We start from the raw sequence: 13,297 nt of genomic DNA on the forward strand, positions 1-13,297 counted from the left end.
GCCTATTACTTTAGGCTTCTTCTCATATTAATTAAATGTTTGCTAAACCCTGCTTTCTCATAAGCTTTAATAGCTCCAGGATTATCAGCATATACATCTAAACGAACTTCAAATGTGTTTTTAGATATTACCCAAGTATGCAAAGCATCAATAACTAGTTTATTAATTCCTTTACCTCTGTGAGAGTTTTTAACATACATAAAACCTAAATACCCCAAGTTTTGATGTTTTAAATATGGTTTTGCCAATTGTATTCTGGCATAACCAGCGCCTACAACATTTTCTTCATCTACAGCCACAATAACTTCTACTTCATCAGACAAAATCATTGCTTTAATATCATAATATGATATTTTCTCGTCTTTTAAAGTAACGTCAAAAGGTCTTTCGAAATTAATAAGCGCTTGTTCAAACTCTAAAAGAATAGGTAAATCTTTTAAAGTGGCTGTTCTAGTTGAAATCATTCTTATTTCTTATTTAAAAATGGTTGTAATAAAGAAGCTATTAAAATTACCAATCCGCAACCTAAAGCATTTAGCCATAAGAAAGGTAGCCAATCTGCTTTCCAAACATAAATAATAATTAACTGAGTAATAATTGCGGCTATAAAGACCGCGTTTGATTTCACAAATTTAAAGAAGAATGCTAATAAGAATATTCCTAATACATTTCCGTAGAAAATAGAACCGATAATATTGACCAACTGAATAAGGTTGTCGAATAAATTGGCGACACAAGCAACGGAAATTGCTAAAAGCCCCCATCCTAAAGTAAACCATTTGGTCATTTTAACATAATGCTCTTCACTCCTATCCTTCTTTTGATTTCTTTTATATAAATCGATAACAGTGGTTGATGCCAACGCATTTAACTCAGATGCTGTTGATGACATTGCTGCCGATAAAATTACCGCTAGCAATAAACCGATTAAACCTTTTGGTAAATTGTGTAAAATAAAATGAATAAAAACATAATCTTTATCATTTGTTTCTACTAAAGCATCTGCTTTTGTAATTATTGCTTTAGCTTGCTTTTTTATTGATTTATCTTGCTCGTTTAACGCTTGTAATTGTTTTTTATTCGCATCCGTTAAACCTTCAAAAATTAAAGCTTTCTTTTGATTTTCTATCTGGATATGTTTCTCTCCTAAAACCTTGTATTCTGAGGCGTATTGAGAGTTTTCAACAACTTCACTGGCTTTCGGATTAAAATTTAAAGGAGATGTATTAAATTGATAAAAAACAAATACCATTACCCCAACCAATAAGATAAAAAACTGCATTGGCACTTTTAATAATCCGTTAAAAATTAATCCTAATTGACTCTCTCGAACAGATTTTCCTGATAAATATCGTTGCACTTGACTCTGATCGGTTCCGAAATAAGAAAGCATTAAGAAAGTCCCTCCTAAAATACCTGTCCATACAGTATAACGATTGTTTAAATCCCAAGAAAAATCTAACACTTGCATTTTATCAGATGCTCCTGCAATTTCTAACGCTTTTGTAAAGGTAATTCCGTCAGGTAAATATTGTAATATCAAATAAAACGCAATAAACATTCCTGCGAAAATTACTGCCATTTGTTGTTTCTGAGTAACACTTACGGCTTTTGTTCCGCCAGAAACAGTATAAATAATTACCAAAAAACCAATAATTATATTTAATGTAATTAAATCCCATCCTAATACGGCTGACAAAATAATTGCGGGTGCAAAAATAGTGATTCCTGCAGCTAATCCTCTTTGTATTAAAAATAGAATAGCGGTTAAGGTTCTTGTTTTTCTATCAAAACGACCTTCTAAATACTCGTAGGCTGTATATACTTTTAATCGATGGTAAATAGGAATAAATACCAAACAGATAATCACCATAGCAATTGGCAATCCGAAGTAAAATTGTACAAACCCCATTCCGCTATGAAATGCTTGTCCTGGTGTAGATAAAAACGTGATGGCACTTGCTTGTGTTGCCATTACAGACAAACCAATCGTCCACCATTTACTATCACTTCCTCCTTTAATATAATCTTCAGCGTTTTTTCTCCCTCTAGTTTTCCAAACTCCGTAAAAAACAATAAATGATAATGTTAACGAAAGTACAATCCAATCGATTACCTGCATATTCTAGTTAGTATATAAGTTTGTGATAATATAAAATATTGCGATATAAACTACGTTTGCTATTAATACTGCAGTGTATTCTTTTTTCCAAGTATATTTTTGTGAATCCATTTATTTTGTTGGTTTTGCATAAAAGTCAGCATCAAATGATGCTTCACTTAATAAAGGTAATACAAATTTGGTAGGTTCTCTTGCTGGCTCAGTAGGATTACCATTTTCGTGTTTCTTATACCAAGTTAAAGACTTAGGTAATAAAAACCCGCTAACGTTTTGCCAATCGTTATATCTAATAATACTCTTTTTATTTGATACTTTTTTACTGTGGTACGTAACCGTATAAGCTAACCAACTCATTTCATTGGTAGTTTCATCATAATAAATAAAATAATTATCATCTGGTGATGAACCAACATTTTCATTGTATGAAATTTTAAACCCTGGATACTTTTTTCCTTCAAACTCTAATGGTTTTGTTTCTGAATACACAATTCCGTCATCTGCCAAAACAAAAGGCATTGTATAAAAATAGAAATATAAGTTATAATAAAACTTAGCATCTTTCTTATAAACCGAAGTATCTGAAACCCAAACATCTTTACCATCAAAGCCTAATGAATACTCTTTAGCATTTATAACTGTTTTTCGTGAATGTAAATCCGTAGTATGCTCTTCATTTTTTAAAGTATACGACAATGTTTTCATTTTTTGCCAATTATCAATACCTCCATGTTTATCAAAAACAGCAGCCAAAGCTTTTGGGTATTTTTCTGAAATTGTTTCTTTTTGTACAACTTCCTTTTTTGCTTCATTTTTACAAGCAATAGAAACTACTGCAATTACTATTAATAAGACTACTTTTCTCATTTTTTTATGGATGTTTTATTACTATAAAATACAGTCGAGTAAGAACAGTAAACTTACACAACTTCTATGAATTTATAAAATAAAAAAGCATCCGAATTCGGATGCTTTTTTACTATTGATTTATTATTAATGGCTTTTAAATTTTTGATTGATAAGTGTACAACTCAAAATATCTTCCTTGTTTCTTTATCAACTCATCATGTGTGCCTCGTTCTACTATCGAACCAGCTTCAATCACTAATATTTGATCTGCTTGTTTAATCGTGCTTAATCTATGCGCAATTACAATAGTTGTTCTTTCTTTTATTAATTCTGATAAACTTTTTTGAATCAACGCTTCACTTTCAGTATCTAAGCTAGAAGTTGCTTCATCTAAAATAATAATTTTCGGATTTGCTAAAATAGCTCTTGCAATTGCCAAACGTTGACGTTGCCCACCAGAAAGCTTTACACCTCTTTCACCTATTAATGTATTTAATCCATCATCAAAACGATCGGTGAATTCATTTACATACGCTGCTTTTACTGCATTTTGTAATTCTTGCTCCGTTGCATCTGGCCTTGGAAATAAAATATTTTCTCTAATAGTTCCTTCAAACAAAAACTCATCTTGTAAAACAACTCCTAAATGTTTTCGGTAACTATTTAATTTAACTTTTGACATGTCATGATTGTCAATCGTTACTGTTCCTGATTTCGGATTTAAAAAAGTTGCTGACAATCCTGCAATGGTCGATTTTCCTGACCCAGAACTCCCAACCAAAGCGGTTACTGTTCCTTTAGGCACCTGAAAACTGATATTGTTTAGTACTTGCTTACCTTCTTCATAAGAAAAAGAAACATCATCAAAAACTAACGCTCCTTCAACATTATCTAACTCAATAACTCTTTCTTCATTATCTTCTTCAGCTTCCATGTTCATCAACTCTTCGGTTCTATCTAAACCTGCTAAAGCTTCAGTTAATTGACTTCCGATATTACTCATTTGTACAATAGGTGCAATCATTAAACCTAATAAAAATGTAAATGATAAGAAATCACCCACGGTTAATTCTCCAACCATAATTTTGTAACCACCAATTCCCATTATTCCTGTAGACGCAATTCCTAATAAGAAAGTTGATGAACTTGTCATTATTGCCGTTGCAGTTAAACTCTTTTTTACGTTTTGAAATAAAAGAGCTACCCCTTTTTCAAAAGATTCGTTTTCTTGTTGCTCTGCGTTGAATGCTTTTATGACTCTTACACCAGCCAACGTTTCTGTTAAACGCCCTTTTACCTCAGCATTAATTACACCTCGATTTCTAAATATGGGTCTGATATACTTAAAAGCTTTTAAAGCAACTAATCCGAAAACAACTACAGGAATCAACACAAACAATGTCATTGACCAACTGATGTTTATCAATAAAATTAAAGAAATTACAGCTGTTATTGTTCCTCCTACTAATTGCACCAATCCTGTTCCTATTAAATTACGCACACCTTCAACATCACTCATAATTCGAGAAACTAATGCGCCCGATTTTGTATTATCAAAAAAACTAATTGGTAAAGACAATACTTTCTTTTGCACTTTTGCACGCAATTCTGAAATTAAATATTGTGCTTGTACACTTAAAATACGTGTTAGTAAAAATGACGTTACCGCTTGTATTAAAATCGCTGTTCCAACAACAAATAATAAACTATAAAGTGCATTGTAATCTTTATTAGGAATTATATCATCTAACAATGATTTAATTTTTAACGGAGCTACCAAGCTTGCCAACCTACTTATTACAATTAAAACCAAACCTATTAAAACCAAGTTTTTACGGGGCCAAATAATCGTTTTAAATGCTTTTCCTATTGATACTTTAGGTTTCTTTTTGTTTTCTTTTGATGATGTATATTGCTGCATATTTTTTATTGAAGATACTATTTATCGTCAAAACATATGCCATAGATAGTAAATATGACACAATTACAAAACACAATTTAAAAGTACTCTTTATTTAAGCTTGATTAATTTTACCTTATCTAAAACCACCATAATACAATAAGTTACATCAATTTCGTGCCATCTTACACCACCGAAATTAGCACGACCACCATTAGCATGGTGATTGTTATGATACCCTTCTCCCATCATTAAAAAATCGAATGGTAATAAGTTTTTAGAAGTGTCGCTTACTTTAAAATTTACATACCCATAAATGTGTGCAAACCAGTTAATAATTACGCCGTGTATTGGCGCCATAAAAAAAGCTACTGGCAAAAGCAACCATTGCCACCAAGCTGTTGCAAAAAACATAAAGAATGCAACATATAAAGCACCCCAAGTTAATCTAGAAATTTTTGAACTTGCGAAGTTGTCAAAGCTTTTCCATTGTGGTACATTTTTAGTGAATTTTGCTTCAATTGCGACTCTTTGATTATTGATATCTTGATAGATGTTTTTAGTACGCCACATCATTTTAAACAGATTTTCATCATATTTAGGTGAATGTGGGTCTTTTTCTGTATCAGCATACGCATGATGCATTCGGTGCATTACCCCGTAACCATAAGCACTTAAGTAATTAGAGCCTTGTGTTAACCAAGTTAAAAAGAAACAAACTTTTTCTCCAAAATTCGACATTTTAAAGGTTTGATGTGCTGAATATCTATGTAAAAAGAAGGTTTGAAAAAATAAACCTGAATACCATAAAATTATTATGAAAATTACTATTGTCATTCTTGTATATTTAGCCTACAAAGAACTGATTTTAGTGTGGTAAAAAAAATGAACTTAAGTTAAGTAATTCGCCTTCTAATTCGGCTTAAAGCCTGGGCTGTAACACCTATATATGAGGCAATATATTTTAGTGGAATTTCTTTAATTAGCTTTGGGCGTTCATCAAATAAATTAAGGTAACGTTCTTCTGCTGTTTCGTTTAATAAAGATTGCTCTCTTTTAGATTTTATTAAAAATAAACGTTCAGAAGATAGGCGCCCTAATGTGTTTCCTATACTTGTTTCTTTATAAACCGCTTGCAGATCTTCATAAGACATGCTCCACATTTCTACATCTGTAAGTGTTTCTAGCTCATATAATGAAGGCGATTGTGTTAAAAAAGAATCATAAGCGCTTACAAACTCATTGTTAAAACAAAAACCAAAAGTTGTTTCTTTTTCTTTATCATCATTTGGAATAAAAAACCTAACTATTCCTTTATCTAGAAAAGATATATGTTTTTCTATGGCACCTAACTCTAAAAGTCTTGTACGTTTTTTTACACTCCTCGATTTTAATTTAGATGTAAAAAACTCCCAGTCACTATCATTAATTATAAGTGATTTTTCTAGATATGTTCTAATATTTACAATACTCATACTACGTTATAATCTTTTGCTGAACTTGTTGGATTAATGAAATAATATCATTTTTTAATTACTTATTTCATTATGTACAATTTTGTGCAAGATACGACGCTAAATTTTACCTTATTAAATTCTTTACGGTATAGTTATTTTATCAAAAAAAACACCATAATAGACAATTGCTATACGGTGTTTTTAGTTAAAAACTCTACATTATTCTACTATAAATGAACTTATTAAGTTATACTGTTAAGAGATTATATAAAACTTGCTGTTTAACCTTCCTATAGTTTTTAATATGTTTTAAATATAATGACCTTGTAGTTTCATGCTCATTTAAATAAAACAACTCACATGCAACATCATCACACTCATTAAGTTTTTCAGTTTCATTCCTAGCATTATATAGTTGAGTTAAAATCTTTGAGTTTTCTAAAAGCATTAATAATAATTCATCTCTTAAATCTCTTTTTTTAATTAAATTAGACGCTATTTTAGCTAAGTTATCGCACTCATTTGCTAAATAACTTACATGAGAAATCCACATATCTAACTCTCTAAAACTTCTTCTCTGAATAACCTCTGTTTCGGTATTGTAATCTGTATAAGTATTTAATTCCATAATCTTATTATTCCTAATTTAAATCACTAAATTCTAATCTTTCACAAAGCCCTTTCTATGGAAAAATACCTCTTTGTAAATAAGCTCTTTCTATACGTTCTATTGCTATTACATATGCTGCAGACCTCATATCTAGCTTTTTGCTTGCAGACATATTTAAAACTCTAATAAAAACTTCTCTCATTTTTTTATCAAGTCTCGCCATAATTTCATCTAGCTCCCATAACTCACCATTTCTGTTCTGTAACCATTCAAAATAACTTGCTATTACACCACCAGAATTACATAAAATATCTGGAATAATTTCTACTCCCTTTTCTAACAATATTTTTTCTGCCTCGACAGTTGTAGGACCATTTGCTCCTTCAGCAATTAAAAAAGCTTTTATTCTTGATGCATTATCTTTAGTTATTTGATTACCTAAAGCTGCTGGAATACAAATATCACAATCCAAACCAAAAAAGTCTTCAGGATTTACTTCTGCGGTATTTAAAAATCCAACAACACTTCCGTTATTAAACTTTGTGTACTCAAATAAGGCTTTTACTTTAATTCCGTCTGAATTTGTAATCGCACCAAAAGCATCCTGAACTCCAACCATTATGGCTCCTTCTTTTTCTAGAAAATGCGCTGCCCAGTAACCTACATTTCCAAAACCTTGAACTATAAACTTTTTATCTGTAAGATCTAAACTTCTTTGTTCTGCCCAAAATTTTATATTCAAGAAAACTCCATAACCTGTTGCTCTATCCCTTCCTTCTAGGCCTCCCGAACCAATTGGTTTTCCGGTAACAACATGTTGATTTTTTGATCTTTCTGCTGGTGCTTTTGTAGACATATATGTATCTGCAATCCAAGCCATAGTTTGCGAATTGGTATTTACATCAGGAGCTGGAATATCATGCTCTGGGCCAATATTATCTCCCAAAGCATACGTAAAACGCCTTGTAATACGTTCTAACTCTGATTGTGAATACTTTTTAGGATCCATTTGAATCCCTCCTTTTGCACCACCATAAGGCAAACCTGTTAATGAAGTTTTCCATGTCATCCACATTGCCAATGCTTTTACAGCATCAATATCTATCGTTGGATGATATCTTAATCCACCTTTATAAGGCCCCAATGCATTGTTATGCTGCACTCGATATCCTTTAAAAATTTCTACCTCACCGTTATCCATACGAACTGGAAAATGAATAATTAACTCGTTATTGGTGATCCCTAATATTTTTTTAATATTTGGGTTTAAGTTTACCAAGTCAGATGCAGCATCAAACTGCTTCATAACATTATGCAACATTCCTTGCTTTGGTTCCTTTTGCTGTTTTAATTCTTTTGTTAAAGTCATTTTGTTAATTAAATAAGTTCTAATTCTTTTTTACTGCCGATTTCATCAAAATCTTTAGCAGTGAGAGTAACAATGTTTCCTTCTGATGTTTCTTCTTGATCAAACTCACTACAAGACCAAATAAAAGCGTTATTTGATATTAAACTACAAGAATTAACATGAATACAAGTACTACACAAACTTCTTTTATAAGCGTTCATAAATCATAATATTTGAATATGTTACTATATTGGCAACAGGTGTACCAAAAAAAACCATCAAATAAAATAAAAACACAAAACACTATATAACAAATACTTAAACTTTAAAACTCCATTTCCACAAAAACAAAAAACGGGTGATAATTACCCGCTTGATACTTTTTTACTCGATATTTATTTTAGTTTTTCCCGAAGTGTTTTTCTATCTATTTTAAGAATCTCTGCCGCTTTAGTTTTATTATTATTTGTAGCAGCTAAAACCTTAATGATATAATTTTTTTCAAGTTCTTTTAAAGATATTAATTCTTGGTTTTTAGGAAAGTCTATTTGATATTTTACATAATCTGGAAGATGTACTACTTCTACTGATTTATCGCACATAATTACAGCACGCTGAATTACATTTTCTAACTCTCTAATATTACCTGGCCAATGATACCTTTGTAATATTTCTATAGCATCTGGACTTATTTTTATAAATCGATCTTTGTATTCTATTCCATATTTAAAAAGGAACTTCTCTACTAATAAAGGAATATCTGAAATTCGTTCAGATAATTTAGGCACCTCTATTTGTACTACCGTTAATCGGTAATATAAATCTTCTCTAAACTTTCCTTTTTTAATTAGTTCTTGTAAATCGATATTAGTTGCTGCAATTACTCTAACATCTATTTTTTCTGTTTTCTGAGAACCTACTCTTACTATTTCTTTCTCTTGTAATACCCTTAACAAACGTAATTGTGTAGCCAAGGAAGCATTTCCTATTTCATCTAAAAACAACGTTCCTTTGTTTGCTGCCTGAAAAAAACCTGCTCTATTTGAATCTGCTCCTGTAAAAGCGCCTTTTACATAACCAAACAACTCTGACTCTAACAAATTTTCTGGAATTGCACCACAGTTTACTGCTACAAAAGGTGCTTTAGAAAATTTACCCATATAATGTATAGAACGTGCCACAAGCTCTTTACCTGTACCACTTTCTCCTGAAACAAAAACTGTTGCTTTATTATTTTTAAGTCGTTCAATTACATCTGTAACTTTTTGCATTGCAGGAGAACTTCCTATTAACTCTCCGTAAACGTTTTCTTTTGGCTCTTTAGCTACTTTGACCTGTTTTATCTTTACTGGAGCATGCTCTAAAGACTTTAGTACCGCTGTTTTTAATTCTTCTTTTGTAAATGGTTTCGTGATATAATCTGCTGCGCCAGATTTCATAACTTCTAATGCACCATCAATTGATGGAAAACCTGTTACTACTAATTTAGGCATTTCAGGAAAATGTTCTGAAACGTATTTTATCAATTCTAAGCCATCAACTCCAGGCATTTGTAAATCGGTAATTAACAAGTCGATCGACTGGTCTTTTAAAATTTGCAATGCTTCTTTTACTGAGACCGCCTTGTAGGCGTGATAATTTAATGATTGTAAATGACGTTGGATAAGTTCTAAAATATGAATATCATCATCAACAATCAAGATATTTTCTTTGTGTAGCATTTGTTATTTTTTAGGAAAATTAATTACAAAAATAGTTCCTTTAGGTAAGTTAGGTAGGTGCTTTATAGCTCCTTTATGACTTTTTACAATTCCGTGAACAACACTTAATCCTAAACCAGAACCTTCTCCTATAGGTTTTGTTGTAAAAAAAGGATTAAAAATATTTGCTGCTGAATTTAATGGAATTCCAACTCCCTCATCTGATATACTTAATTGTATATTTTCTTTATTTTCTTCGACAGAAATTTTAATTTTTCCGTTAACAGGCGAGAAATAAATTGCATTGATTACTAAATTAAAAACTACTTGAGTTAGTTGAATTTTATCAGCTTTTAACTGAATATTTTCTTTATTGAAAAATAATTCACTTTTAATATTCTTTTTTATAAAATTTGGATTCAACAAACCAATAGCTTCCTTTATAATTGGTACACAGTTTATAACCTCCATCTGCTGAGGCATCTCACAAGAAAAAAACATTAATTTCTTTACAACTTCTCTAGAATAAATAGCACTATTTATTACTTTTTGTAAATCTTTTGTTCCAACCTCATCAGTTTTATATCGCTCTTTTAGCAACTCTGTAAAACCTAAAATATTAGCTAAAGGTGTGTTTAACTCATGTGCTATTCCTGCGGTAATTTCTCCTAGAATAGACAACCTATCTATGCGTTCTATTTGTCTATTAGCAAGAACCTCTTTTTCTTTAATTTGTTTACGCTCAAAAAAATCTCCTATTTCAGAAGCTATTTTATTAAGTAAAAACTCTTCTTCTTCTAAAAAAGCATTTTGAGAAAACTTCACCTTTGAGTACCCCACTTTTATAGACCCAAAAATTTCACTGAATACTTTTATTGCTGAAACGATAAAAATAGCATCTTGGTTTTGCTTTCCTTCTACAATACTGCTTTTATTCGTTTGAATTTCTACAAAAGCAGCGTCAGGGTAACGGATAGATTCTTTTACATTAGACGCAATTCCTCTTAGAAGGTTTTCTGTATCAGAAAAATTACTGTTTCTTATTAAGGCGCTAACGTTATACAAACAAGTTAATTCCTTAACCCTTTCTTTTAATTTTTCTTCTATTGAGACCGGTTGTTCCATAAGTATTTATTACAAACAACAAATTTAAATTTTATACTTTTTTTTCAATTAAAAAAAAACATAATTTATACTTAAAATAACAATTTTTTAGCAAAAAAATACTGTTCTCTTTTAAGGGTTGATAACATCAAAAAACTAAACTTTTATATAAATATTATCTTTTTAACTGACCTAAGAACTACTTAAAAACTAAGCTATCAGTTTAAAAAAAGGTTTTATTAAATTACGTAAAAACACTTAATCAACAGCTTGCTTTGTTCTAATAAAAAAACTAGCACTTTTTAAGATGCTAGTTTTCTTTCTCTTTTTGATTGCAATTAAATAAAAAGAGAGTTTCTGGGGGAACTCTTTTTCTTTATAACAGTGAAAAAATTAAGGCTTAATAATTCTTAACAATAATCAAATTTACAGTTAAAAAAATAAAAATAATTGAACTATTATCTTAAATAATTGCACTATATTACTCTTCGAAAAACAAAAACTATGATATCTTTAGACCACCAATATTTTAAAGAAAGGAAACTCTCCACACTTATTGAAAACAGAACAATGTACTCTTCTGAATATGCTGAATTAAATATATTTGAAACCTTTGAAGCTACTAAAAATGTATTCTTAAATTTCGACTCTACTGTTATTGCCAGTATGTTAACAGGAAAAAAAAACTATGCATTTTGATAAAACTGATCCTTTTTCTTTTGTTCCTGGTGAATCTTTAGTTATACCCGAAAACAATAGTATGAATATTGATTTTCCTGATGCTTCTTTAGATAATCCTACGTCATGCTTAGGCCTAGTTATTGATCAAAATAAAATAAATGAGGTTGTTTATAATTTTAATGAAGATACCGTTATTGAAAGAGAAAACGACAAATGGGATTTTAAAAAAAAGACATCTCATCTAAACAATAATAATGAACTAAATATATTAGTAAACAGGCTAACTAATACATTTATTAAAAACACAAAATCTAAGGATATACTGTTAGATTTAATGATTCAAGAATTAATTATTCGTTTACTACAAAGCAAAGCTCGAAAACTTATTTTAAATAATGTTGACGATCTATTTAATGATACACGTATAGGCTATGCTGTAAAATACATAAAAGAAAACTTAACCAACAATAACTTAACTTTAGATGAAGTATCTGAAAAAGCATGTATGAGTAAATCACATTTTTTTAAGAAATTTAAAAGTACTTTAGGCATTACACCTGTAGATTATATAAATTCTGAAAAAATTAAATTTGCGAAAAAGTTAATTAAGAATAATCCTAATGAAAACATTTGTGATATTGCCTACAAAACAGGCTTTAACAATGTAAGTTATTTTAATCGCCTTTTTAAGAAGAATGAACTTTTAACACCTCAACAATTTAAAATATCTTTGAGGGATTAATTTACTAAAAATATTGAATTTCTTAATTGATACTTTTACTTTAAACTGGCTTATAATATTGCTTTTTTTTGTTATCGCTATGCTATACTCTTCTGTTGGTTTTGGTGGTGGCTCTAGTTATTTAGCGGTATTAGCTTTAACCGGTATTGCTTATACACAAATAAGATCAACAGCATTAATATGTAATATTGTTGTTGTTTTTAGTAACGTATTATTGTTTCATAAAGAAAAACTACTTGACTGGCACAAAATAATTCCCCTGGTTTTATTTAGTGTTCCCTTAGCTTTTTTAGGCGGAATTTTAAAAATAAACCAAACTATCTTTTTTATTCTTTTAGGTATTACGCTATTAATTGCTGCAATTACCATGTGGTTTTCTAAAAAAACCACATTAAGTGTTCAAAAAAACAAAATAAACAGCAGCCAAAATGCTATTTATGGTGGTGTTATTGGTTTTATTTCTGGAATGGTAGGAATAGGTGGCGGTATTTTTTTAGCTCCTTTTCTTCACCTTAAAAACTGGGAGGTTCCAAAAAAAATAGCGGCTACATCAAGTGTTTTTATTTTGGTAAATTCTATTGCAGGTTTGTTTGGTCAATACATAAACCCTAATTTTATAATTGATTGGAATTTAACTTCTATTTTATTAGTAACAGTGTTTTTTGGTGGGCAAATTGGTAGTAGAATGAGCCATAAATTCTTTAGCCCGATTCAATTAAAAAAGGCAACCGCTATTTTGATTGCCTTTGTTAGTATTCGTATTTTAATAAAATATTTGTTTTAAGCA

Annotated in this window: 14 protein-coding genes; 3 read left to right on the forward strand and 11 right to left on the reverse strand. The window is 30.3% G+C overall.

What is annotated here, in order from left to right:
- Positions 1-5: 5 nt before the first annotated feature.
- The 11 genes from H0I30_RS05445 to H0I30_RS05495 form a co-directional block, all read right to left on the reverse strand.
- Entirely contained in the window at positions 6-464 is a 459-nt protein-coding gene (locus tag H0I30_RS05445; protein WP_218773268.1) for a GNAT family N-acetyltransferase, read from the reverse strand.
- Between the two features lie 2 nt (positions 465-466).
- Positions 467-2,122, reverse strand: a complete 1,656-nt coding sequence (locus H0I30_RS05450; RefSeq protein ID WP_218773269.1) for a sodium:solute symporter — start codon at positions 2,120-2,122, stop codon at positions 467-469.
- A 111-nt stretch (positions 2,123-2,233) separates the two neighbouring features.
- The gene (locus H0I30_RS05455) at positions 2,234-2,986 is read right to left on the reverse strand and encodes a DUF6503 family protein (protein ID WP_218773270.1); all 753 of its coding nucleotides are present in this window, start codon (positions 2,984-2,986) and stop codon (positions 2,234-2,236) included.
- A gap of 136 nt (positions 2,987-3,122) precedes the next feature.
- Positions 3,123-4,889: an ABC transporter ATP-binding protein gene (locus H0I30_RS05460; protein WP_218773271.1), complete on the reverse strand. Its 1,767-nt coding sequence runs from the start codon at positions 4,887-4,889 to the stop codon at positions 3,123-3,125.
- Between the two features lie 90 nt (positions 4,890-4,979).
- A complete protein-coding gene (locus tag H0I30_RS05465) occupies positions 4,980-5,705 on the reverse strand; it encodes an acyl-CoA desaturase (protein WP_218773272.1) in 726 nt (241 codons plus the stop codon).
- 59 nt (positions 5,706-5,764) lie between these two features.
- Entirely contained in the window at positions 5,765-6,337 is a 573-nt protein-coding gene (locus H0I30_RS05470; protein ID WP_218773479.1) for a Crp/Fnr family transcriptional regulator, read from the reverse strand.
- A 235-nt stretch (positions 6,338-6,572) separates the two neighbouring features.
- Positions 6,573-6,953 carry a hypothetical protein gene (locus tag H0I30_RS05475; RefSeq protein WP_218773273.1) on the reverse strand — a complete coding sequence of 127 codons (381 nt, stop codon included), beginning with the start codon at positions 6,951-6,953 and terminating at the stop codon, positions 6,573-6,575.
- A 55-nt stretch (positions 6,954-7,008) separates the two neighbouring features.
- Entirely contained in the window at positions 7,009-8,304 is a 1,296-nt protein-coding gene (locus H0I30_RS05480) for a Glu/Leu/Phe/Val dehydrogenase (protein ID WP_218773274.1), read from the reverse strand.
- An 8-nt stretch (positions 8,305-8,312) separates the two neighbouring features.
- Positions 8,313-8,504, reverse strand: a complete 192-nt coding sequence (locus tag H0I30_RS05485) for a hypothetical protein (RefSeq protein ID WP_218773275.1) — start codon at positions 8,502-8,504, stop codon at positions 8,313-8,315.
- A 174-nt stretch (positions 8,505-8,678) separates the two neighbouring features.
- Positions 8,679-10,004: a sigma-54 dependent transcriptional regulator gene (locus H0I30_RS05490; protein WP_218773276.1), complete on the reverse strand. Its 1,326-nt coding sequence runs from the start codon at positions 10,002-10,004 to the stop codon at positions 8,679-8,681.
- 3 nt (positions 10,005-10,007) lie between these two features.
- A complete protein-coding gene (locus tag H0I30_RS05495) occupies positions 10,008-11,108 on the reverse strand; it encodes a sensor histidine kinase (RefSeq protein ID WP_218773277.1) in 1,101 nt (366 codons plus the stop codon).
- Positions 11,109-11,591: 483 nt separating this feature from the next.
- Here H0I30_RS05495 and H0I30_RS13035 point away from each other — a divergent pair, with 483 nt between their 5' ends.
- From H0I30_RS13035 to H0I30_RS05505, 3 genes are read left to right on the forward strand one after another with little or no spacing between them, the layout of a single operon-like run.
- Positions 11,592-11,786 carry a hypothetical protein gene (locus H0I30_RS13035; protein ID WP_255554337.1) on the forward strand — a complete coding sequence of 65 codons (195 nt, stop codon included), beginning with the start codon at positions 11,592-11,594 and terminating at the stop codon, positions 11,784-11,786.
- Positions 11,776-12,510: a helix-turn-helix domain-containing protein gene (locus H0I30_RS05500; protein ID WP_255554338.1), complete on the forward strand. Its 735-nt coding sequence runs from the start codon at positions 11,776-11,778 to the stop codon at positions 12,508-12,510. Before H0I30_RS13035 ends, H0I30_RS05500 begins: the two co-directional genes overlap by 11 nt.
- A gap of 13 nt (positions 12,511-12,523) precedes the next feature.
- Positions 12,524-13,294 (forward strand): sulfite exporter TauE/SafE family protein, encoded by a 771-nt coding sequence (locus tag H0I30_RS05505; protein ID WP_255554339.1) that lies wholly within the window; start codon positions 12,524-12,526, stop codon positions 13,292-13,294.
- The last annotated feature ends 3 nt before the right edge of the window (positions 13,295-13,297 follow it).

Source organism: Tenacibaculum sp. AHE14PA (assembly GCF_019278465.1).
GTDB classification, from domain to species: Bacteria; Bacteroidota; Bacteroidia; order Flavobacteriales; family Flavobacteriaceae; genus Polaribacter; species Polaribacter bernardetii.

Excerpts from the sequence above, each read along its gene's own strand:
- H0I30_RS05455 (WP_218773270.1), bottom strand. The coding sequence starts at position 2,986 with ATGAGAAAAGTAGTCTTATTAATAGTAATTGCAGTAGTTTCTATTGCT.
- H0I30_RS13035 (WP_255554337.1), top strand. The coding sequence starts at position 11,592 with ATGATATCTTTAGACCACCAATATTTTAAAGAAAGGAAACTCTCCACA.
- H0I30_RS05465 (WP_218773272.1), bottom strand. The coding sequence starts at position 5,705 with ATGACAATAGTAATTTTCATAATAATTTTATGGTATTCAGGTTTATTT.
- H0I30_RS05445 (WP_218773268.1), bottom strand. The coding sequence starts at position 464 with ATGATTTCAACTAGAACAGCCACTTTAAAAGATTTACCTATTCTTTTA.
- H0I30_RS05475 (WP_218773273.1), bottom strand. The coding sequence starts at position 6,953 with ATGGAATTAAATACTTATACAGATTACAATACCGAAACAGAGGTTATT.
- H0I30_RS05490 (WP_218773276.1), bottom strand. The coding sequence starts at position 10,004 with ATGCTACACAAAGAAAATATCTTGATTGTTGATGATGATATTCATATT.
- H0I30_RS05495 (WP_218773277.1), bottom strand. The coding sequence starts at position 11,108 with ATGGAACAACCGGTCTCAATAGAAGAAAAATTAAAAGAAAGGGTTAAG.
- H0I30_RS05460 (WP_218773271.1), bottom strand. The coding sequence starts at position 4,889 with ATGCAGCAATATACATCATCAAAAGAAAACAAAAAGAAACCTAAAGTA.
- H0I30_RS05500 (WP_255554338.1), top strand. The coding sequence starts at position 11,776 with ATGCATTTTGATAAAACTGATCCTTTTTCTTTTGTTCCTGGTGAATCT.
- H0I30_RS05480 (WP_218773274.1), bottom strand. The coding sequence starts at position 8,304 with ATGACTTTAACAAAAGAATTAAAACAGCAAAAGGAACCAAAGCAAGGA.
- H0I30_RS05485 (WP_218773275.1), bottom strand. The coding sequence starts at position 8,504 with ATGAACGCTTATAAAAGAAGTTTGTGTAGTACTTGTATTCATGTTAAT.
- H0I30_RS05450 (WP_218773269.1), bottom strand. The coding sequence starts at position 2,122 with ATGCAGGTAATCGATTGGATTGTACTTTCGTTAACATTATCATTTATT.